The following is a 23,289-nucleotide window of genomic DNA, read 5'->3' on the forward strand; positions in this document are numbered from 1 at the left end:
CCCAGAACAGCCCCCATAACAGCCCCCGGAACGAACACGGGATGCGACAATGAAGGGCAACCTTGCTTCCTGGTGGAACCCGCTACTGCTGATCCCCGGCGTTCTGACCCTGCTCTTCGCGGCTGGTGTTTATCTGCCCCTGCGCGACCAGTTCATCCTGGGCTGGAGTGCCGTGCTGCTGGTGATCGTCCTACGCAGGGTCAGCGTCATCAATGAGGACACCAAGCGGCTGCTGATCATTCTGGTCTGCCTGCTGATCACCCTACGCTACGTCTCCTTTAGGGTTTTCGACACCCTGTACTACACCAGCCCGGCGGACACCATGGCCATGGGCCTGCTGTTTCTGGCCGAGTGTTACGGAATTGGCATTTACCTCATGGGGATGTTCGTCAATGCCATGCCCTTGAAACGAAAAATCGTCAGCGTGGACCTGGACGATCCAGACCTGCCCACGGTGGACGTGTTCATCCCCACCTACAATGAGCCCCTGGACATCGTCTCCATCACCGCCACGGCAGCGGTCCAGATGAATTATCCCAAGGACAAACTAAACATTTACATCCTGGACGACGGCGGGAGTATCAATAAGCGGCTCGACCCAAATCCGAAAAAAGCCTTGCAAGCCGTCAAACGACATGAAGCCTTAAGAAGCCTCTCCCGTTTTCTGGAAGTGCATTATCTGACCCGGGGCAAGAACGATCATGCCAAGGCCGGCAACCTGAATTCAGCCCTGCAGCGCACCTCCTGGGGCATGGCGGATGAACCGGGCAAGGTACCCTTGCTGGAGGGGCGGGGCTTCGGGGACAAAGGCGGGGAGTTGGTTCTGATCCTGGACTGCGACCATGTTCCGTCCAAGGATTTTTTGCAAAATACCGTTGGGTTGTTCATGCGGGATAAGAAGCTGTTCCTCTGCCAGACCCCGCATTTTTTCATCAACCCGGACCCGGTGGAACGCAACCTGAACATCTTTGAGCAAAAGCCCGCCGAGAACGAGATGTTCTACGGCTCCGTGCTTTTGGGGCTGGATTACTGGGACTCGGCTTTTTTCTGCGGTTCCGCGGCCATCCTGCGGCGCTCGTACGTCCAGGAAGCAGGGGGGATTGCCGGGCAGACCATCACCGAGGACGCGGAAACGGCTTTGGGGCTGCATGCCCGGGGCTACAGCAGCGCTTATATATCCAGACCCATGGTCTGCGGCCTATCGCCGGAAACTTTCGGTGACCTGGTCACCCAGCGCAACCGCTGGGCCCAGGGCATGGTCCAGATATTCATGCTCAAAAACCCACTGTTTTTAAAGGGATTAAAGTGGTTTCAGCGCATCTGCTACACCAATTCTTCGGCGTTCTGGTTCTTCAGTCTGTCCCGGGTGGTCTTTTTCCTCGCGCCTATCTTGTACCTGGGCTTTGGCCTGCGGGTGTACAACGCCTCCCTGGGCCAGGTTCTGGCCTTCACCATGCCGCACCTGTTCTGCGCGATCATTTTCACGGATTTTCTGCACGGTAAGGTGCGGCACCCGTTCTTTTCCGAACTCTATGAAATCGTGCTCAGCCTCTACAATCTTCCGGCCATGATCAGCGCTTTGATCCGTCCCAAGTCCCCTTCCTTCAAGGTAACCCCCAAGGAGGCGAGCTTGAAGCAGGATTTTCTCAGCCCCCTGGCCAAGCCGTTCTATGTCATCCTGGCGCTCATTCTTTTGGCCTACCCCTTTGGCTTGGTGCGCTGGTTGAACCACCCCCTGGAACTCGACTCCATCCTGATCACCATGGCCTGGAACACCTTCAACCTGACCTTTGTCTTCCTCTGTCTGGGCATTGTCTGGGAACGCCGCCAGATCCGCCGCAAACACCGCATGCCGGTGCAGGAAGCCGCCCTGGTGCGCATTCTGCCCAAGTCGGATACGGCCATGGGTTTGGATGCGCCGATCGAGGTCGTGGTCCATGATATTTCCGGGGATGGATTGGGGTTCTTGCTACCGATGGGTGTGGCTGTTGCCGTGGGGGACCGGGTCGAATTCCAGGCTCGGGACAGTTACGGGAAGGAGCATATTTTGCCTTTGGAGGTCGTCCGCATCTTGTCTGCGGGCAAAGACCGACTTGTAGGTTGCCAGTTTCAGGCCGAGGACCCATTCTCCTTTGCCAAGGTCGTCAGCTTTGTCTACGGCGACAGCCAGCGCTGGGAGGATTTCTGGGATAAACGCCGTGAACGTCACAAGACTTCACCTTGGCAAGGCCTTCAGTACTTATTTTTCATCGGTGTCAGCGGCGTTGTCCGGAACTTCCGCGGAATCATGCTCCTGCTGTGGTCCCAGCTTTGTGCGGGGGCGGGAATGCTATTGCGCAGGATGGGGATGGCCAGGGCACGATAAATTCGGTTTTCAATACTCCCCCAGTTTTTATCTACTCTTCGATTAAAACCGCGTATCAATTCAGGAGATATTCATGAAACGACCAATGTTCTATCTTGCGGCTCCAAGCCTGCTGTTCTTGCTGCTGCTCTTGGGCATGGCCGGTCCAGCCGCTGCACAGCACTCCCTGTCCATCCCGCTGACCGAGTTTTCCATCGTGGGCAAGCCGCTCTTGCAGGGCAAGGCAGCGGATTTTCGGGTCAGTGTCCCAATACCGCGGCGCTGGGACGTGGCTTCGGCCAGCCTGCGCTTTCCGTATGTCAATTCCACGGGATTGCTGGGTAAACGTTCTCGTTTGATCGTCCGCTTCAACGACCAGGTTCTGGCCCAGATCGAGTTGCTGCCCGAATCCCCCGAAGGTGTCGTCACCGTGCCGATTCCCACGACGCTGCTCAAACCCCGGTTCAACGAGCTTCAGTTTGCCGTGGCCCAGGACTACGACGACCAGTGTACCGACCCGGGCAACCCGATTCTGTGGACCCATGTCTCGGTGGAGCGCGCTATCCTGGAGGTAGACTACGCTCTGAAACCGCTGCCCATGGCCCTGTCCTCCATTGCCGATTTTCTTTTCGATCCCAAGCAGTTCAATGAAAACAGCGTCCACTTGGTGGTTCCGGAGTATAGTCCGGAAATGCTGAATCTCGCGGCCATTGCCGCATCCGGGGTGGCCCTGCGTTTCGAGTTCCGCCCGGTGACCTTTACCCTTTCCCAGGATCTGCGCCAGGGTGTGGACAACATTCTACTGGGCGATACGGCCTTTGCCGCCGACGTCTTGCAGCAGTACGAGCGTCGTGCCCCCGAGGGCGACTTCGGGATAATGCCCCTGCCCGGGCCTGCCCCGGCCATGCCGAAAGATGAAGATGCTTCAGGACAAACTGACCGGGAACGCTTCGTGGATGACCCTACCCGGGCCGTGATCCTCCTGTCCGGTGCGAACATGCAGGCAGTACGCCTCTCCAGCGAGGCCTTTTCCCTGCTGTCCTTCCCCTTGCCGGACGTATCTAGTACCGACCCGGCCTCCGTCGTCATTCCGAACATCACCCAGGAGATGGGCAAGAGCTTGGTCGTGCCGGGGCATAAATACACGTTCGCGCAACTGGGCATGGCCTCGCGCACGTTCACCGACATGTACCCGATTCCGGAAAACCTGACGATCCGCCTGCCCTCGGACACCCTGCTGCCCGGCAACCTCTTTGCCAAGCTGGCCGTGCATCTGGCCTACGGTGCAAAAATGCGCGAAGACTCGGTGGTGAACATCCACCTGAACGGCCGATTCATCGCCGGCGTGCCCCTGGGCAATCCCGCCGGCGGCAGATATGGCGGATACCAGATTCATATTCCCATGTACTATTTCAGGCCCGGACAGAACACCTTCACCTTCGAACCCGTGCTTTCCCCGCTGGTCACGGACCATTGCACCTTCATCCAGTTGAAAAACCTGTTCGTGACCGTTTTTGACGACTCCATGCTATCCTTCCCGAAGTTGGATTACTGGACCGAGATGCCCGACCTGGCCCTGTTCGTGGAGGACGGATTTCCGCTGACGAAATGGCCGGACTGGAGGGAGACCGCCATTATTTTGCCGCCGGATGACCCGCACAGCGCCGCCGCGGCTGTGAACATCGTCGCCATGATCAGCCAGAAAACCGGAATTCCTCCCTATCAACTGCGCTTCCTGAACGAACCGCCTCAAGAAGCCCTGGACATCCTGGTGGTCGCCCCCTATCCGGCCATTTCTCCGGACATTCTCCGGGCCACCCCCATGGCCCCCCGGACTTCCTATCCCTGGCAAGGCGCGCTGCAAGGCACCAGGGACCAGTCACTGTACTGGTGGAACAGGATACTGGCGGATATCTTTCCCGAGCGCCCACGCAGCGTCTCTTTGCCCTCGGTGCATGGCGAGGCCCTGGAACAATTGGTCATGGACACGGACAAACTGCTTTTGACGCAGAGTCTTTCGCCGTACGCGGCCATGCGCACCCTGATGGTAGCCACGGCCAGATCCCCCGAGGCCCTTTTGCGGGGTGCCTACGCGCTTCAGGATCCATTCCTTCAAGGGCAAGCCCAAGGCAACGTCGTCCTGGCCGACCTCAAGGATCTGGAATTCGGCGTCCGTTCCCAGCAATCCGGGGATCGCTATTTCGTGGGCGACCTGGGAACCTTCAGTTGGTTCACCTATCTGGTGAACACCTACCCGGTCTGGTTTTTCGGCACGATTCTGGTGATCCTGGCGCTGACCGCCCTGGTAGCGAGGCGTCTGCTTCGAGCCAGAATGCGAGCCAAGGAGCAACAATGAGACAGTTTACACGAAGTGCGGCATTGGGGTTTTTGACCCTGCTTCTCGCCTGTTCGGCCCAGGCCGATGTCTGCACGGACTGGACCGTATTCAAAGCCCGCTTTCTCACCTCGGACGGGCGGGTCGTTGACAGGTTCCAGAACAGCGTGTCCCATTCCGAGGGCCAAGGGTACGGGCTGGTCGTGGCGGCCTTGTGCGACGACCGCGAGACATTTGCCTCCCTCTGGGAGTGGACCCGGGACAACATGCAGGTGCGCCGCACGGACAGCCTGCTGGCCTGGGCCTGGGGGGAGCGCCTGCCCGGCCAATGGGCCGTGCTGGACTTCAACAACGCCACGGACGGAGACATCCTCGTGGCCTGGGGGCTGCTGCTGGGCGCGAAACAGTGGTCCGAATCCGCCTACGAAACAGAGGCCACGGGCCTGATCGCGTCTATCCGGGAGCACCTGGGCGTGCATCATCAGGGGCGTCTTGTGCTGCTGCCCGGGTATCATGGCTTTCTGAAATCGGACAGCATCCGCCTGAACCCTTCCTATTACATCCCTTCCGCCTTCCAGGCCTTTGCGGAGAAGGATGACGCGGATTTCTGGAATACGGCCCAGGCCGATTCATTGGCCCTGCTTGAAGCGTCCCTGGTTCCGCCCTTGATGCTGCCACCGGACTGGATCGTCCTTGCCGAAGACTCCGAACAACCGCTCCCCGCTGGGGACGAACCCGTCTTCGGCTTTGAGACCATCCGGGTACCCCTGTACCTGAGCTGGGCCGGGGCTACCTCGGCTCTTCCCGAACTGGAAGGCCTTGTGCGCTCCCTGGATCAGGCCGGACACATTCCTCAGCGCATTGACCTGACTGACGGCTCTTTTTCCCAAGAGTCCGGTTCAGCCGGGTTTTACGCCGTTTTTGCCAGAGCCGCGCAGGATCTGGGCATGCTGGAAACGGCCGAACGATGGTGGAACGAGGCGGCCAGAAAATTCATGGATGAAAAAGACGACTACTACTCGAACATCCTCTATGTCCTGAGCCGGCTGGAAGAGACGAACATCCCCCAGGCCGATACACCCTGATCTTGCTTTTTATCTGGACCGCCATGAACCAGAAATCACTCCCCACCATCCTGCCCGCACTCGGCTTTCTGCTTCTGCTGTGGAACACGCCCGGATTTAGTCAAGACACGTTACCAGTTCCGCCTGTCCAACCGGGACTTTCCGGCGTACTGCTGGCCCAGGCCGTGGATGTCCGGCGCGAGGAAAGCGGTGGACTGACGATCCATCGGCGCGACGAGCAAGGCGACGTCCAGCGGACTGCCCCGACTCGTTTCCAACCCATCGTCCCGCCCCTGGAACAAACTCGGGATGGTGGTCGCATGCTCGAGGCCGGATGGGACGCCTTTGGCCTGGGCGCCCATGACCAGGCCTTGGCTTTTTTCGAGGAAGCCGCGGGCTTGTTTCCGCCTGGAAACCAGCGCAACGAAGCGGCCCTGGGCAGGGCCTATGCCCTGACCGCTTTGGAACGGCACGACCAGGCCGTATCGGTGCTGGAGGGGCTGTTGCAGGCCGGGTATCGTCCAAATGAAGTCCGGGCCGCGCTTTTTCGGGCCTTGATGCAGGCAGACCAATTGGAGCGGGCCGAGGCCGTGCTGGCGGGACTGGATGATGAACACCAGCAAGATCTGCGCCGCCAGGAAATCCAACGGCTGCGCTTTGAGCAGGATCTGTCGGCGGCGTTACAGGCCCGCCAAACTCAACCCCTGCAAGATTTTCTGGACACCCACCGGGCATGGCTTGATCAGTGCCGCGAGCCCTATGCTTTTTTTCAGGCATCCCAGGCCCTGCGGGAGCAGGGCGCACGGGGAACGGCAAGGGAGGTGGCCCGCAAGCTGCTCTCCTGCCCGCTGCAAGGGCGGGAACAAGGGCTGTTCGTGCCCCTACTGCAACGTGTCATCACGGGCTTGCCTTTTGACCAGGCCCAGCGGGAAATTGCCCGGCAGCGGAAGCAGATGCAGGGCCGCGACGCGGCCCTGGCCGAACTGGCCCGCCTGGAACTGGAACTTTTCCAGCGCCGCATTGCCGACCTCTCCCCGGATGATCCCGAGTACGCCCGACTGGCGGAGCAGATCCTGCGCCTTGCCCCTGATGACGACGCGTTGCGGCTGATCATGGCCTGGAACTGTTTTGAAACCAGGGACGACACCTGCGCGGAAGAGCTTTTCCGCGATGTGCATCGGCGCACCCCCGCCAATGTCTCGGCCCTGGAGGGTCTGGTCGCTCTATTGGAGCGCCAGGGCCGGACGGATGAGGCGATCTCCTTGGCGGAGGGGGCACCTTCGTCCGAGCTATTCCTGCCTGTCTTGACCCGGCTCTACCGCGCCGAGGCAGCCCGATTCTTTTCCGCGGAAGACCATCCCCGGACCCTGCACTGGCTGGACAGGCATGCAGCCATTGCCCCGGACGATGCGGACGACCCGGAACTTTTGGCTCTACGCAGCTGGGCTCTGTTTCATTCAGATCGCCACGAACAGGCTCTGGACGTTTTTGCAACCCGGCTGGCCCGGGGGGGCCCGGAGGCCCCAGAGGAAGAAGACGCCCTGATGGGCATGGTCGCTTCGTTGCAGGCCTTGGGCCGTGGCCAAGAGGCCATCCCCCTGCTGGAAGCCCGGCGGGAGCAGTTGACCGCGGAACTCCGGAACGTGCTGGGAACACTTTACTGCACCCTGGGCAACGAGGAATTCACTGCCGGCAGTCTGGATCAGGCCGTGGTCTATCTGCGACACTGCGTGGACTTGACCCCGGATATAGGCGCCGTACAGCTCCTGGGGTGGAGCTTGTATCAGTTGGGTGATCCGCAAGGCGCGCATGATCATTTTCTAGAGGCCTTTGCACAGCAGCCGGACCAGGAGACTGCCGAGGCCGTGCTGACCAACGCCCGTGAACTGGACAACAGAACCGCCTTCTGGACCCTGCTGGAGGAGATGGCCGGTCACGTCAGTCCCCATGTGCGCACAGCGGCGGCGGACGCCTATGCCACGGAGGAACTGCCCATCCTTGCGGCCCAGACCCATCCCGAATCCGGTCGGGGCACCTGCTATGCCAATTGCGACTCGCCCTGGCTGGACACCGGAGTACAATACCGTGGGGTCACGGGGGACAGGGGGCTGTCCCGGCTGAACGAACTCAGCTTCCCGGTGCAGTACCACAGCCCCGCGGCCCACGGAGGCAAATGGTCCCTGCGCGTCACCCCGCGCCTGCTGAACACGGACAAGGCCCCGCAAGACGCCTACATGGGTTCGTTCTACAGCTTCCTGGATCAGGACCGTCAGCGTCAGTCGCCACTGGACCAGGTCTGGGTCGTAGCCCCGGAAGTGGTCTATCAGCGGGAAGGCCGGCACCGATTCGAGGCCATGCTGGGCGCGACTTCCCTGGGCGGCCCGATCCATGCCCTGCCCATTTTTCATCTTGGCCTTGGCCAGGAGAACGATTGGTCCCTGGAGCTGCGCCAGGGCTCGGTCTCGGATTCCCTGCTCTCCTCCATCGGCCAGAAAGACCCGTACAGCCAAGCGACCTGGGGCCGGGTTGTGCACAGCGGACTCAAAACCCGCAAGACCTTCGACCTGACAACCTCATACTGGCTGGCGGCAGAGGCGGAATATGACTACTACTGGGGCGAGAATGTCGCCGAGAACCATAGCGTCGCCGGAAATTTGAGCCTGGGCCGGACCGATGACCTCAGGGGCATGGCGCTCACCAGCGGCCTGTCCCTGACCGCCTTCCACTTCCAGAACAACCAGAACTTCCACACCTTCGGACATGGCGGCTACTTCAGCCCGGACCATTTTGTCGTCGCGGGTCCGTTCGTACGTCTCCAGTCCCCGCGCTGCAAAGGGTATTGGTTCGACCTCTACGCCAGCCTGGGCTGGATGGATTACGTGAGCGAGGAAGCGCCCCACTACCGGAAGATTTCCGGAGCCGCGCCAGAAACCATGAATACAGCGGCACGCAATGATTTTCAGGGCAAATACCCCAAAGAGAGCAAATCCGCCTTGGCAGCCGCGATGAACCTGCAAGCCATGAAGCTGATCACCAAGAACTGGTCTTTCGGAGCCACAGCCGGGATCAACAACGCCTCGGACCATACGCAATGGCAGGCCGGCTTGTTGTTGCAGTATTTATTCGAACCACGAGAGGCATTCTTTTCCAGAGGTGATTTTTGACATTTTCGGACAACACATAGCAATATTAATCAAAATACTTATAATAACGGTTCAGTGCATGGAGGATTATAATGCAAATTGACGTTGAATATGGAGAAAAAACTATAGTTCTAACTCCTAAAATACCCACAATCGATGCGATTATTGCGGATACTTTCAAAAAAAATATTTTGGAGATGTTAGATAAAAAAAACAAAATCATAGTCTTGGACATGAGTAATGTTAAATTTATTGATAGCAGAGGACTCGGATCGCTTATTTATTTATTAAAAAATGTTCATCAAGATCAAAAACTTGTCCTGTGCAGCATTGATGAGAATGTGTACAATATAATCAAATTGACAAAATTTGATAAAATTTTCAGCATTTATTCCTCAAAAAGTGCTGCTCTGCAAGCATAATCCATAATTAGTTCGAGCTCTTCGCACATCCCCGATTAACTCAAACTAAGGGTTTTGCGCCCTGAGGGGAAAAAGGGTAGCTTGTCGGGTTTAGCGGCTCGCTCAACCTTTCAACCTTTCAACCATTGAGGAAACCAATGAAGATTTTGCGTGCGTCGCGCATGGACCGATGCATCGGCTGTCATGCCTGCTCTCTGGCTTGCGCCCGCCAGGTGCATAAAAAACTTTCCTGGAACATGGCCGGTATCCGGATCAAATCCAGCGGCGGGATCACCACCGGCTTCGAGGCCCGGCTCTGCCTGGCCTGCGATCCGGCCCCCTGTGCCAAGGCCTGCCCCACCGGGGCCTTTTCCCAACGCAAGGGCGGCGGAGTGCTCGTCAAGATGAAGCTCTGCATCCAATGTGGGAAATGCGCCAAGGCCTGTCCGGTGGACGCCGTCTACCTGGACGAAAAAGATCAGCCGTACGTGTGCATTCACTGCGGCCAGTGCGTTGAATTCTGCCCCCACGCCTGTCTGGAAATGCGCAAAAAACAGGAACACGTCCGCAAGGGAGGTGGGGCCAATGACTGATACCGCGTTTCGCGTCTGCATCGTTCACCTGGACCGGGACAAAGGCGAAATCATCTCCTTTGGCGACAAAAACGTTCATATCGGCGGCAGCGGCTTGGCCGCGGCTTTGTTTGAAACCTACGGCCTGCCCAAGGAGCCCTGGTCCCACCCGGACCAGCCTCTGATCTTCGCCATCGGCTGCCTGACCGGCTACTTTCCGCTGATGTCCAAGGTGGTCTGCGGGTTCAAGTCGCCGCACCACGACCAATACGCCGAATCCCACGCCGGCGGACGCCTGGCCCTGGCCATGCGCTTCGCCGGATACGACGCCGTGGTGTTGCGCGGCCGGGCGGAACTGCCCGTTGCCGTGCATGTGGGCTCCAAGATCATCGAGACCAAGGACGCCAACTACCTGTGGGGGGCCAACGCCCTGACCACGGGCCGGGTGATCCGCAGGGCCTTTCCCGGCTCTTCGGGCCACCGCAGCATCTTGCGCATCGGCCCCGCCGGGGAAACGTTATCCGCCTACGCCTGCATCAACGTGGACACCTTCCGCCATTTCGGACGGCTGGGCGCGGGGTCGGTCATGGGCGTGAAACATGTCAAGGCCCTGGTGATCTCCGGAGACGGCGACCAGGAGCTGCCGGGCGCCGATTCCAAGGCCTATGCCAAGCTGTTCAAAAAAGTCCACAACGACATGACCGCAACGGAAATGATGAGCAAGTACCACGACCTGGGAACCCCTGGAAACGTAGCCCCGCTCAACGCGCTCAAGTCCCTGCCCATTCGCAATCTGACCCAGACCACGGACCCCGAGGTGGACGGCATTTCCGGCGAAACCTTTGCCAAGGATCTGCTGATTCGCAACACGGCCTGTGCCGGTTGCCCGGTGGGCTGCATTCACGTGGGCATGCTCCGGGAGCAGTTCCAGGACGAACACCGCTTCCAGATACGCCAGGTGGCCTACGACTACGAACTGATCTTCGCCCTGGGCTCGATGCTCGGGGTGATGAACGCGTCCGACTGTCTGTCCCTGATGGACGAGGTGGAAAAGGAAGGGCTGGATGCCATGAGCGCCGGAGTGGCCCTGGCCTGGGCCACCGAGGCTTACCAGAAGGGGCTTTTGAGCAAGGAACAGGTGGAGGAAGAGTTGGCCTTCGGCAACACCGCGGCCTACAAGGAAGCCATCTGGTGCCTGGGCCACGCCAAGAACGAATTCTACGCGGACCTGGCCAAGGGCGTGGCCCACGCCGCGGCCAAGTACGGCGGCGAGGACTTTGCCTGCGTTCTGGGCCAGGAAATGGCCGGGTACGCCACCGGCGAAACCTTCTTCGCCTCCCAGTCCCTGTCCTTCCGCCACTCCCACCTGGATACCGGCGCCTATGGCTACGACCAGAAAAAGCACGACAAGGATCCTGAAAAAGCCACCCGCTACTTCGTGGAGGACGAACGGGAACGCGTTCTGCTGACGTCCATGGTCTCCTGTCTCTTTGCCCGGGGCGTCTTCAAAAAGTCGCTCCTGGCCGAATGCCTGAAGGTCGTTGGCCTGCCCGAACTGGCCGAGAATATGGACAAGGCCGCCGAGGAAATGCAGCGCCTGCGCTGGCGAATGCGTCTGGCCACTGGCTACGAACCGGAAAAGACCTCCATCCCGAAACGCTTCCTGGAAGTGGAAACCTGGGCCGGGAAGATGGACCACGAATACCTGAACGCCCTGCGTCAATCCTACATCAAGGCCATCCGGGAAATGGGCGCTCCGCTTCCGGCCAAGGATGAATCGGCGTAACCTTTCCACGCTTGGCCCGGATCAACCGGGTATTTGGCCGCAATCTCCGCGCCACGAAATAAAGAATCCCGGCCCCTTTTGGGGCCGGGATTCTTTATTTCGTGCTCTTATCCCAAGATTACTGCAATGATTCTCTTCCCGATACCGCCTATCACCCGCCGCTACTTCCCGGCCTCCAGCTTCTTCAAGTAGGAATCCCGGCATTCATAGCTGCAGAAGCAATGCACGGTCTCGCCTTCCTTGATCCGGATGTCGCTGCCCACGGGCACGTATGTGCCGCAGACCGGATCCTTGGTCATCACGCCGTTGGCGGCCAGGTTTTCGCTTTCCTTTTCCTTGACCTCTTTCTTTTTCTGAAAGTCGCCAGCCAAAAGTTTGTACAAGATGAAAGCCGCGGCAATAAAAATTAGAAATTTCAGCATGAAAACTCCTCAACCCGCCGTTTACCGACATCGCCGGTTCCGGCTTCTCTGGTAAATATGCCCGGAAAAAAGCGTAATCGATATCGTAGACCGTACGCGGAACAACGCCGATTTCCTCTTTCTCCAGCATGGCCACAAGGCGATTCCCGTCAATCAGTTCAAGGTGCTCATTCAATTCTTTCTCGTATGAAAGGAGGCAATAATCACGTAATCTGAATTCAATAAAAGGTCGATCCTGAAAGCTCAAACGTGTTCCGCGAAGCAAGCCCTTCCCTACTGAAAAATATCCCGACCCTGAACCTGAAAGGACAAGCGGGCAAGTGCTTTGGAAAGGCTTGTTCCGTCGGGGAAGACGAGGTCCGGGGCGATGTCTTGCAAGGGAACGAGGACGAACGCCCTTTCGTGGAGGCGCGGGTGCGGCAGGGTAAGCTCCGGAGAGTCATGTTGTCGTGAGCCGAAAAGAAGCAGGTCCAGATCGATGATTCGCGGGCCTTTGTCTTGCTCGCGGACCCGTCCCATGCGGTCTTCGATCTCCAGGAGCGTTCGCAACAGTTCACGGGCCGTCCATATCGGCCCGCAGTCCAGAGCGACGACCTGATTGGCGAACCAGGGCTGATTCCGGACGTCCTGGGGTTCCGTGAAATAAACCGGGGAACATGGCCCGAGCCGGGCTTCATGCAGGTCGTTGAGGTTTTCGCGAGCCTGCCCCAGGTTGCCTTCCAGATCTCCAAGATTCGAGCCCAGGCTGATGAACGCCCGCGTGATTCCGGGTTGCGTCATGGCCGCACGTGGAAACTGATTTCGATCAATTCAAAAAAGAAAGGGGGGAACGTCACGTTCCCCCCTCCCCTGCCATTATTACAGCTTGGCGATCCGAGCCAAGGCTTCCCGCAGACGGTCCTCGCCCACGGTCAAGGCGATGCGGAAATAGCCCTCTCCGGGTGCGCCGAATCCGTTGCCCGGGGTGACCACCACTCCGGTTTTCTGGAGCACCTCGGCCACGAAGCCGGTGGAGTCCCGGCCCTGGGGGACTTTGGTCCAGACATAGAAGGTGGCCTCCGGGGAGCGGCATTCCAGGCCGATCTTGGCCAGTTCCGCCACCACCACGTCCCGTCGGCCCTTGTAGATGTCCCGCATCTTCTGGGCAAAGGCCTCGCCGTGGTCCAAGGCCGTGATCCCGGCTTCCTGGACCGCCTGGAAGATGCCGGAGTCGATGTTGCTCTTGATCTTGCCCAGGCCCTGGACCAACTCCTGATTGCCCACGGCCATGCCCACGCGCCAGCCGGTCATGTTGTAGGTCTTGGACAGGGAATGGAATTCGATGGCCACGTCCATGGCCCCGGGAATTTCCAGGATGCTGAGCGGTTTGTTGGCCGGATTGTAGTACATTTCCGAGTATGCGGCGTCATGAACCAGGATGGTTCCGAACTCACGGGCCTTGGCGATCAGCTTTTCGTAAAAGCTTCGCGGAGCCATGGCCGAGGTGGGGTTGTTGGGGTAGTTCAGGAAAAACATCTTGGCCCGTTTCCAGACGTCTTCGGGGATGGCGTCCAGGTCCGGCAAAAAGTCCGTGGATTCGGTCAGCGGCACGAAATGGGTCTCCCCTCCGGCGAACATGGTCGCGATGGGATAAACCGGATAATTGGGCGTCGAGGTCATGACCAGGTCGCCGGGGTCCACGAAAGCCAAGGGAAAATGAGCCAAACCCTCCTTGGAGCCGATCAGGCTGAGCACCTGGGAGGTGGGGTCCAGGGTCACGCCGAAGCGGGATTTGTACCATCTGGCCACGCATTCCCGAAAGGAGTTCAACCCGGAGTAGGACGGATAGCGGTGATGCTCACTCTTGGCCACGGCCTTGTTCATGGACTGGATGATGAAGTCCGGAGTCGGCAGATCCGGATCCCCCACTCCCAGGTCGATGATGTCCACGCCCTTGGCCTTGACTTCATTCTTGACCCGGTCGATTTCGGCGAACAGATACGGCGGCAACTGCGCCAGACGGCGCGCCGGCTTGAAATTCGGCATGCTTGGGAACTCCTTGAGTATTGAAGGTTCTCGGTTGACGGCTCGTCGGTTCATGAAGAAAAAGTCCTCCACTCCCCTCCAGGCACCTGCGGAAGCAGGCTTGTCACCAGAATAAAGTCTAGTAAAGAGTGGCTCCTGAAGTCAAATCGCAACCAAATCGCAACTCCCGGGCCGCCGCCCGGCCAACTCCCCCTCTCCATCGCGACCGACGTCCTTTCGCGCGACCGTTCAAGGAAACGCCCGCATGCGCACTGAAAATAATGTTTTGCCAAGTTGAGGTTGAGTACGCTAAACATAAGCCTGGGGTGACCTGTCTCAAGTGTCGGCGGTCTTCGACGACCTCCGTGTTGAGGGACGCGGGCATTACATTCCCTGCAAACTAAAGAGACGCCCAGGAGGTATTCCACCATGAACCAACCATTGATTCGGCGTACCGCGCGCCTTTGGCTTCGCGCCCTCACCGTGCTCGCGGGCGTCGTCGCGGCGATCTTTTTGACTGATCCATCGCAGGCCCGGTCTTTTCAGGACATCCTGGACAGCGGCGAACTACGGGTTTGTTTCGCGCCGATCCATCCATCCGTGGTCCGGGCCGACCCCGAGGGGTGCCGGGAGGACTGCCGGTTTTCCGGCCCGGCTTTCGAGGCTGCGCGGGCATTCACGGCCTTTCTTGGCGACTCGGTGACCATGCGCGCCCTGCGCATCGATTGGGACGAGCAGTTTTTCAACGACCAGGGACACACCGACCGGGACGCGGAGTACGTGCCGGCCTTGCTGGATTCCGGGCACTGCGACCTGTATCCCAACAACCTGACCAAGAATGACTGGCGGCTCCGAAAAATGGACATCGTGACCATGTTCACCAACCGGATGATGGTGCTGGTGAATGCCGAGAGTCAAAGCACGATCCGTGGTCCGTCCGAACTGGGCGGGAAGGTCGCGGTGGTGGAAAAAGACACTTCCTATCACACCTGGCTTCAGGACCAAAATCGAACGACCTTCGCGGACGAACCAGTGGACATCCGCCTTCAGCCCACTGCCGACGGTCTGAAGAATTTGGCGCGGGGGCTGGCCGACTTCACGGTGATCGACGCGGACGCGGCCTTCTGGATCATTCGTCATCAGTTTCCCGATCTGGTCATGGCCTTTCCCGTGGGGTCCATGGAAGAAGTGGGCTGGGGAATTCGCAAGGATAATCCGGAATTGCGCCAAGCCTTGCAGGACTTTTTCGACCAGCAACGCACCGGACGCGATTCAGCCCTGAACGCGACATGGATCCGCCATTTCGGAATGAATCTGAACCAATTCATCAGTCTGCTCGGCTCGATGCAGGAATAACCTCAGGAGAGATCGCCATGCCCACTCAGTCCATGTCCGCCCCCCGCAAGCTCACCTGGAAAGGCCTTGCCCTCGCTCTGCTTTTCCTTCTGCTCTGCCCGCTCCTTTCCGTTTCCTCGGCTCAGGCCCGCGGGCTGGAGGAAATCCGGGAGTCAGGAGAACTGCGGGCCTGCGTCGTGCCGGTGACTCCGGCATACGTCACTTTCGCCGATCCCGCATGCCGAAAAAACTGCGAAGTCGCCGGGCCTGTCCCCCGCGTTGTGGAAGCCGTGGCCGCGGCCTTGGGGCCGGACGTGCGCCCGGTTTTTCATCGCCTGGAATGGGACGAGCAGTTTCACAACGCCGAAGGCCGGACCGTTTTGGAAGCCGAATACACTCCGCACCACCTGGAAACCGGGCGTTGCGACGTCTACCCCACCCACCTGACCAAGAATGAATGGCGGCTGAAAAAAATGGATTTCGCCATTCTGTTCCTGAATCGGATCATGGTCATCATTGATCAGGACCGGCTGCCCGAGTTCACGTCCATGGACGATCTGGCCGGAAAAACAGCCGGGGTGGCATTGAACTCCAGTCTGCACACCTGGGTCCTGGAGCAAAATCAGGATGCCTTCCGGGACAATCCCATCCAGGTGCTTTTGATCGACTCCGGCGCTGAACTGGATTCCGTGCAGTCAGGACTCGCGGACTTCACGCTGCTGGACGCCGAGGTTTCCCTGTGGGAATCCGTGAACCGCTTCCAGGGCCTGAGCGTGGCCTTTCCCGTGGGCCCGATGGATGAAATCGGCTGGGCCTTCAGCCGCCAAGATGAGGATTTGCGGGACGCGGTGCAGGCCTTTTTCACCGAACAGGTCCGAACCGAAACCTCGACCTTGAACACCATCTGGAAAGAGGAGTACGGGCTGACCCTGAGCCAGTTCCGGGCTCTGATCCAGGCGACCCAGTAGGATATCCGACTTCATATGCTCAAGACCGTCGCGGCGTTGTCCGCTTCTTCCATCAAAACCCGCCTGCTGCTCATGACCGCCGGAATCGTGCTGCTGGTGGTCCTGGTGCTTTCCCTGGTCACCGCCTACCGGGCCGTGGGTCTCCTGGAAGGGGAATCCCGTCGGGAACTGCGTCATTCCCTGGCCCTGACCTCGGACATCTTCAAGGAGTTCATCAACGTCCGCCAGGCCAATCTTTACGTCTGGCGGGGCAACCCGCTGGTGGAGTTCGTGGGTGCCGATCCGCGGCTCGGCTCGGTGTTCGTACCCAGCCTACGCGACTTTTTCGCCCAGATCAGGACCCAGGAGCCCTGGATCGAGAACATTCTGATCACCAAGGACGGCAAGGCGCTGTACGAGGACACGCCCTACCTGCGCTGGCTGGATCGACCGGAGCGCGACCGTCTGATGGACCTTCTGAACGAGACCGACGTGGAAACGCCCCTGCTCCTGGCTCTGCCCCGCGCTCCGAGCATGCTCGTCCAGCGCCACGTGCTGGTTTTCAAGCAGGCCATCCTCAACCAGGGCGTACCCTTGGACGACACGCACCTGGTGACCATGATCAACCTGGAAACAGCCGGACAGACCCTGTTCGGCGCGACCAGGATCGGCAACCAGGGCTTCGTGAGCCTGGCCTACCAGCCGCATCAAGGTCCTTTTTTCACCCCGGACCAAGTCGTGGAGGAAGACGAGCCGTCACCAGCACGGGGCGAGTTCAACACCTTGGCCCAACAGTGGAACCGCCCCGAAGACATTCCTTCCCGGACCTCCACGCTGCTCCTGGACCATCTTCAGATGAACGACCTGCCCATCTGGCTGATCGGCGTGGCCGCGGTGGCCGACATCAACCGTCCGGTACGCGAACTCCTGCTGTACATGGCGGCCGTGGGGGCCCTGACGCTGCTTTTAGGCATTGCCGCGGCGGCCTTTTTCTCCGGGCGCATCGCCGGACCGATCCGGGAACTGACCGACAAGGTCCAAAGCTTCACCCTGACGTGGCGAGAGAGCAAGGCCACCGAGGGAGAACCTCTGTTGCCCTCGGATGTGCATGTTCATTTCGCTCCGGAAGACCAAACCCGTCCGCCCTCCTCCCGTGACGAACTGGCCGTGCTGGCCAGCTCCTTCCACTTGATGGCCCGGGAAATTCACGAGCTGTTTTCCAAGACCCAGCAATACGCCCAGGAGTTGGAACAGCACAGCCTGCACCTGGAACGCCTGGTGGACGAACGAACAGCGGAATTGGCCGAGGCCAACGTCAATCTGCTGGAAGCCAAAGAGACCGCGGAAGCCGCCACCCAGGCCAAGAGCTTCTTTTTGGCCAACATGAGCCATGAAGTCCGCACACCCATGAACATCGTCATCGGCCTCAGCCACCTGGCTTTGAAGACCGACCTCACCGAACAGCAGCGGGACTATCTGACCAAAATCCGCGGCGCGTCCCAGAATCTGCTGGGCATCATCAACGACATCCTGGACTTCTCCAAGATCGAGGCCGGACGGCTGGACTTCGAACAGATCCCCTTTGACCTGGACGCGGTGATGAGCAACCTGTCCACCCTGTTCTCGGAAAAGGCCGCGGCCAAGGGCGTGGAATTCCTGCTGGCCTATACTCCGGACATCCCGAACTATCTCATCGGCGATCCCTTGCGTTTGGGCCAGGTGCTGACCAACCTCACGGGCAATGCCCTGAAATTCACTGAACACGGAGAAGTGAAAGTCGGCGTGAGTTTGCGGGAGGAGTCGGACGACCACGTGACGCTGCGTTTCACCGTCCGGGATACGGGCATCGGGATGACCAGGGAGCAGATCGATAAACTGTTCACCGCCTTCAGCCAAGCCGACGCTTCCACCACGCGGCGCTTCGGCGGCACCGGACTGGGGCTGACCATTTCCCTCCGCCTGGTGGAGATGATGCATGGACGGATCGAGGTTCGCTCCACCCCGGACCTGGGCAGCGAGTTTTCCTTTGTCGCCCGGTTCGGCAAACAAAAGGAACGCCCGACCCATTGCCTGACCAAGGTGGATTTCGGCCATCGCCGGGTCCTGGTGGTGGACGACAGCCTCAGTGCCCGGGAAATCCTGCGAGACATGCTGGTCAGCTTCAACCTGCATGTGGATACGGCGGCTTCGGCCGAGGAAGGCCTGCGCCTCGTCCAACAGGCCGCCGCCCACGGCCGTGCCTATGATTTGGTGCTCATGGACTGGCAGATGCCGGGCATGGACGGCATCGAGGCCATCCGCCGAATTCGCTCCGAACCGCAAAGCAAGACCCTGCCCCTGATGGTCATGGTCACCGGCTACGGCCGCGAAGAGGTCATGAGCCGGGTCAGCGACCGGGAACTGGACGGGCTGCTGCTCAAGCCGGTCAATCCGTCCATGCTCTTCGACGCCCTGACCAGCTTCTTCGCCGATCCGTCCTGCACATCGACCGTCCGGACGCAGGACCGCGTCGAGCCCGCTCCGCCCCCGCCGGATATATTGCACGGCCACGTCCTGGTCGCCGAAGACAATCCCATCAACCAGCAGGTGGCCAGGGAGCTGCTGGAAGGCTTCGGCCTGACCGTGCGCCTGGCCGACAACGGACGAAAAGCCGTGGAACTGGTCGCCGCTGAACGCTTCGACCTAGTGCTGATGGACATTCAGATGCCGGAGATGGACGGGTATGAGGCGACGCGGCGCATTCGCGCGGCGGAGGTTCACGGTTCACGCCTTCCCATCATCGCCATGACCGCCCACGCCATGACCGGCGTTCGGGAGAAGTCTTTAGAGGCCGGAATGGACGACCATGTGTCCAAGCCCATCGACCCGGATCTGTTGCGGCGCACCCTGGCTCGATGGCTGCCCACGAACGATGGAGAGCGAAAAACGGATGAACCCGCGACAACGCCAACCGCTCCAGCAAGCGCGGTTCCTTCGTCGGCCGCCTTGCCGTCACCCTCCGCATCTGCTCTCTTACCCAAACAGTTGCCCGGCTTTGACCTTGCCCAAGGCCTGGCCAGGCTGCGCGGGAATGAAAAGCTGTATCTGAAATTGTTGCTGGACTTCCATGGCAGTTACGCGGAAAGGCTGGACAAAATCGACCAGGCCGCCCAGGCCGGAGAACGCGAACAGGCTGCCCGCACCGTTCATGCCGTCAAGGGCGTGGCCGGCAACCTGGCGGCCAATGAGCTTTTTGAAGCGGCCCAGGTCTTGGAGCATGCGCTCAAGGCCGGTCCAGACACCGATCCGGACGGCCAGGCCGCTGCCTTTGCCGAGTTTTCCGCTGCGTTCCATACCGTGATGACCAGCCTGACCGCCCTGGCCACATCAAATTCTGTCTCGCCGGATGCATCACCGGAAGATTCGATTCCGATCCCGGAAACCGTTTCCTCACCCGCCGAAACGGCGCGGGTAGAGAGCCCGGCGGCGCATCCGGACGTTGATGTGGCTGCCCTCCATTCCCTGATCAATGATCTGGGCGAACTTCTGGAAGACGGCAACCCCCGGGCCGAGGAACTGGCCGAGGGGTTGCTAAACCGACTTGATGGGCGATATTCGGACCTGACCGGTCGATTGCCGCAAGAAATCCAGGACTTTCAATTCGAGAAAGCCGCGGAGACCATCGCGGAACTGACAAGGCGGCTTGGACCGTTGGAGACAAGATGACTGAACGAAAATCCCGCATCCTGATCGTGGACGACGAGCGACCGAACGTCCAGGTTCTCAACGCCATCCTCCAGGACGATTACGAAATCAGCGTGGCCCTGAACGGCGAACAGGCCCTGAAACGGGCCTTTGGCGAGAAAAAGCCGGACCTGGTACTGCTGGACATCCAGATGCCGGACCTGGACGGATTCGAGGTCTGCCGGAGGTTGCAGGAACATCCGGAAACCAGGGACATTCCGGTGATCTTCATCACGGCCAAATCTAATGAGAAAGACGAGGAAAAAGGCTTGGCCGCGGGCGCGGTGGACTACATTACCAAGCCCTTCGGCCCGGCCGTGGTTCTGGCCCGGATTCGGGTCCATCTCGAACTGAAGCGCAAGCGGGACATTCTCCGAAATCTCTCCAACAAGGACGGCCTGACCTGCATCGCCAACCGCCGCCGGTTCGAGGAATTCCTGGAATTCGAGTGGCAACGCGCCGTCCGAAGCGGCGAACCGTTGTCGCTGGTCATGGCGGACATCGATCATTTCAAATTGTACAACGATCATTACGGCCATGCCGCGGGGGATGAATGCCTGCGGGAAGTGGCCAGAAGCCTGAGCGGCATCGTTTCCAGACAAACCGACCTGGTGGCCCGGTACGGAGGAGAGGAATTCATCTGCCTGCTCACCGGTACGAACCAGGACGGGGCCAGGGAGGTGGCCCGAAAAATGCGCGAGGCCGTCGAAGCCCTGGGCATCCCCCACGCCTTCAGCCCCGTGGCGCCGACCATCACCTTGAGCCTTGGCGTGGCCTCCATGGTTCCTCAACGGGACGGCAAGACGGCTCATGATCTCTTCCTGGCCGCGGACAAGGCCCTATACCAAGCCAAAAGCACGGGCAGGAACAAGGTCGCCGTGCTGGACGGACTGGATGAGATCAGCAAGCCGTTCACCGCTCCGCGACCGGTCCGGGAGCAGCAAAGCATTCTGCTCGTCGACGACGAGCAGATCAACCTGAACGTGCTCAAGGCCATCTTCCAGGACACCTACCAGACCATCAGCGCCACCTCCGGAAGCCAAGCCCTGGAACTGGCCCGGGCCGAGCCCGCGCCGGACATCATTCTTTTGGACATCCAGATGCCGGACATGGACGGCTACGAAGTCTGCGAGGCTCTGAAGGACGACCCGCGGACCAGGGACATCCCGATCCTGTTCATCACCGTCATGTCCACGGAAACGGACGAAGCCAAGGGGCTGCGGCTGGGCGCGGTGGACTACATCCCCAAGCCCTTTGACCCATCCGTGGTCCACGCCCGGGTGAGCACCCACCTGACCCTGCGCCGCACCCTGACCGACCTGGCCCGGCGCAACACGATCCTCGAAGACGCCCTGAACATGCGCGACAGCGTGGAACGCATCGTGCGCAACGACCTCAAACGCCCGCTGATGGATATTCTGAACAAATCGGATCGCCTGCTCGCGACCCGGGATCTTCCGGCTTCGCTGCAAGAAACCGTACGCGACATTGAACGATCCGGTTTCGAACTTCTGGAAATGATCGCCGCGTCCATCGACCTGTGGAAACTGGAACGGGGCGTCTATCAGGTCGACCCCCATCCGGTGAACCTGACCCGCATCGTTCAAAACGTGCTCAGAGCCCTGTCGCCCCTGGGAGCGATGAAGAACAAGGCCGTCCAGCTCATCACCGAAGACGCCCCCGCCTCGATTATGATCCGCAGCGAGGAGTTGCTCTGCTATTCCATGCTCCTGCACCTGATCAAAAACGCCCTGGAAGCCGACCCTCCGGGCCGGCCGGTAACCGTGACCCTGGAGCACCCTCCGCGGCAAGACACGGACCAGGAAGGCCGATCCCGAATCCGGGTCCGCATCGCCAACAGCGGCGTCGTCCCCATGGAAATCCGCACCCGGTTCATGGAAAAAGGCGCCACCTGGGGCAAGCCCGACGGCGAGGGCCTCGGCGCCTACTCCGCCCGCCTCATCGCCGAAACCCTCGGCGCGACCCTCCAGGTCCACATCGACGACGAAAACCAGCGTACCGAAATCATGCTGGGATTTTCGGAGGAATAGGGGCGGGCGCGTTGGCCTGCCCCGACCTCAGGGCGTCCTCTCCAGACACTGCGCGACATGCACCGTCGAAGGCGACCATATGGATGGACTTGTTAAATGGCACATTGCACAGAGTTTGCATGTACTTTTTGTAGGCACTTTCGCTGTAATTTCGTGAATGATAGTTCATGAAGCCATGATGATAATTTGACCTGTGAATTTGCACATTATCTTTTTGTATAAGTTTGGAGATTAACGCCGCAACTGAGAAATGTTTTTCAGTTTTTGGAAATACGAGATTAATTGGAAATAGAGGGTCTTTTTCTGTGTAATGCCGAATTTGTGAACCATAAAACAAGACGGCACCGATGATATTATTCATATCTGGATTCCCGGATAACTTCCAGATAGCTGATGCTCCTACGCTAAAACCCAACAGACTCACATGGCAATTTGAGGCTTTGACTGCGTCTGATATTTTGTCAGTGTATTCATGAAGCCCGACTCTTTTCGTAAAATATGAATAAGCAGCATCTTCATTCTCGAATTCCATAATTTCGGAGTTGTAGGGATCAATTATCTCAATGTTACCTGAAAGTTCTGAAGCAAGCTGCTCCAGTGCCTTTGTTCTTCCGAAGATATCCGAAACTATGAATCGTTGCATGTGTGTCATTTAACGCCGCTCAGCACGCGCGGCTTTGTAATGGAGGCGAAGCCGCAATGAAAAAGCCGTCGCCGCGGCTGGCCTTGTTACAAAGCAAGCGCACCCGTCTACCTACGCTGCTCTGGCGAAAACTGATGTTCGATGACCTCATAATGCTGTACTGAAAGGTCAGGCTCAAGCTCGTAAACCTCGTCTTCTGGGTACAACCGTGCCTGCGAAATATCGTTGCCAGCGAACGCTTTGATTGATTCCAGATTGTCCCAATAGGTGATGAGCGTGAGTTCAACTTTGTCTGTCAGACAGGAGTTTAACAGATTGAACGTCATTTTTTTTGAAAACGCAAGTGATTTCGGTGTGTTAAGTCGCCAATTCCTGTAAGACCCCACTGCTCACTCCGTAGCCCATGGCCTTCAGTATCTGGGCCTGGGCGTCGCTTGGTTCCTCAAGCTTGCGGGTCGCTTTTCGTGCCCCGGCATTCCAACAAAGACATGAATGGAGTGTGCGCATCTGCTGCATTGT

General features: G+C 59.2%; 15 protein-coding genes. 11 read left to right on the forward strand and 4 right to left on the reverse strand.

Annotation, left to right across the window (positions count from 1 at the left end):
- Window positions 1–49: 49 nt before the first annotated feature.
- The 7 genes from C6366_RS11055 (at window position 50) to C6366_RS11085 (ending at window position 11,645) form a co-directional block, all read left to right on the forward strand.
- A complete protein-coding gene (locus C6366_RS11055; RefSeq protein ID WP_107737930.1) occupies window positions 50–2,365 on the forward strand; it encodes a glycosyltransferase family 2 protein in 2,316 nt (771 codons plus the stop codon).
- Between the two features lie 73 nt (window positions 2,366–2,438).
- Window positions 2,439–4,700 (forward strand): cellulose biosynthesis cyclic di-GMP-binding regulatory protein BcsB, encoded by a 2,262-nt coding sequence (locus C6366_RS11060; protein WP_107737931.1) that lies wholly within the window; start codon window positions 2,439–2,441, stop codon window positions 4,698–4,700.
- Window positions 4,697–5,764: a glycosyl hydrolase family 8 gene (locus C6366_RS11065; protein WP_107737933.1), complete on the forward strand. Its 1,068-nt coding sequence runs from the start codon at window positions 4,697–4,699 to the stop codon at window positions 5,762–5,764. Before C6366_RS11060 ends, C6366_RS11065 begins: the two co-directional genes overlap by 4 nt.
- Window positions 5,765–5,787: 23 nt before the next feature.
- Window positions 5,788–8,907, forward strand: a complete 3,120-nt coding sequence (locus C6366_RS11070; protein ID WP_146164832.1) for a cellulose synthase subunit BcsC-related outer membrane protein — start codon at window positions 5,788–5,790, stop codon at window positions 8,905–8,907.
- A gap of 71 nt (window positions 8,908–8,978) precedes the next feature.
- Window positions 8,979–9,308 carry an STAS domain-containing protein gene (locus C6366_RS11075; RefSeq protein ID WP_107737936.1) on the forward strand — a complete coding sequence of 110 codons (330 nt, stop codon included), beginning with the start codon at window positions 8,979–8,981 and terminating at the stop codon, window positions 9,306–9,308.
- Between the two features lie 137 nt (window positions 9,309–9,445).
- Window positions 9,446–9,880 (forward strand): 4Fe-4S binding protein, encoded by a 435-nt coding sequence (locus C6366_RS11080; protein WP_107737938.1) that lies wholly within the window; start codon window positions 9,446–9,448, stop codon window positions 9,878–9,880.
- On the forward strand, window positions 9,873–11,645 hold the full coding sequence (locus tag C6366_RS11085; RefSeq protein WP_107737939.1) for an aldehyde ferredoxin oxidoreductase C-terminal domain-containing protein: 1,773 nt from the start codon (window positions 9,873–9,875) through the stop codon (window positions 11,643–11,645). The genes C6366_RS11080 and C6366_RS11085 overlap by 8 nt, the downstream gene beginning before the upstream one ends.
- A gap of 161 nt (window positions 11,646–11,806) precedes the next feature.
- Here C6366_RS11085 and C6366_RS11090 read toward each other — a convergent pair whose 3' ends face one another.
- The 3 genes from C6366_RS11090 to C6366_RS11100 all read right to left on the reverse strand — a co-directional run bounded on the left by C6366_RS11090 (window position 11,807) and on the right by C6366_RS11100 (window position 14,092).
- Complete coding sequence (locus tag C6366_RS11090) at window positions 11,807–12,067, reverse strand: transcriptional regulator (RefSeq protein WP_107737941.1); 261 nt, start codon at window positions 12,065–12,067, stop codon at window positions 11,807–11,809.
- A 273-nt stretch (window positions 12,068–12,340) separates the two neighbouring features.
- Window positions 12,341–12,847 (reverse strand): 2-amino-4-hydroxy-6-hydroxymethyldihydropteridine diphosphokinase, encoded by a 507-nt coding sequence (gene folK / locus C6366_RS11095; protein ID WP_107737942.1) that lies wholly within the window; start codon window positions 12,845–12,847, stop codon window positions 12,341–12,343.
- A 78-nt stretch (window positions 12,848–12,925) separates the two neighbouring features.
- Complete coding sequence (locus C6366_RS11100) at window positions 12,926–14,092, reverse strand: LL-diaminopimelate aminotransferase (RefSeq protein ID WP_107737944.1); 1,167 nt, start codon at window positions 14,090–14,092, stop codon at window positions 12,926–12,928.
- A 408-nt stretch (window positions 14,093–14,500) separates the two neighbouring features.
- On the opposite strand from C6366_RS11100, the gene C6366_RS11105 reads away from it, so the two are divergent.
- From C6366_RS11105 to C6366_RS20595, 4 genes are read left to right on the forward strand one after another with little or no spacing between them, the layout of a single operon-like run.
- The gene (locus C6366_RS11105) at window positions 14,501–15,427 is read left to right on the forward strand and encodes a transporter substrate-binding domain-containing protein (protein ID WP_107737945.1); all 927 of its coding nucleotides are present in this window, start codon (window positions 14,501–14,503) and stop codon (window positions 15,425–15,427) included.
- Between the two features lie 17 nt (window positions 15,428–15,444).
- Window positions 15,445–16,374 (forward strand): ABC transporter substrate-binding protein, encoded by a 930-nt coding sequence (locus C6366_RS11110; RefSeq protein ID WP_158269744.1) that lies wholly within the window; start codon window positions 15,445–15,447, stop codon window positions 16,372–16,374.
- Between the two features lie 15 nt (window positions 16,375–16,389).
- Window positions 16,390–20,058, forward strand: a complete 3,669-nt coding sequence (locus C6366_RS11115) for a response regulator (protein WP_107737948.1) — start codon at window positions 16,390–16,392, stop codon at window positions 20,056–20,058.
- On the forward strand, window positions 20,055–22,127 hold the full coding sequence (locus C6366_RS20595; protein ID WP_158269745.1) for a response regulator: 2,073 nt from the start codon (window positions 20,055–20,057) through the stop codon (window positions 22,125–22,127). Before C6366_RS11115 ends, C6366_RS20595 begins: the two co-directional genes overlap by 4 nt.
- Here C6366_RS20595 and C6366_RS11125 read toward each other — a convergent pair.
- Complete coding sequence (locus tag C6366_RS11125; RefSeq protein ID WP_107737950.1) at window positions 22,102–22,779, reverse strand: dienelactone hydrolase family protein; 678 nt, start codon at window positions 22,777–22,779, stop codon at window positions 22,102–22,104. The genes C6366_RS20595 and C6366_RS11125 overlap by 26 nt on opposite strands.
- Window positions 22,780–23,289 lie beyond the last annotated feature (510 nt).

Source organism: Desulfonatronum sp. SC1 (genome assembly GCF_003046795.1).
Taxonomy (GTDB): Bacteria; Desulfobacterota; Desulfovibrionia; order Desulfovibrionales; family Desulfonatronaceae; genus Desulfonatronum.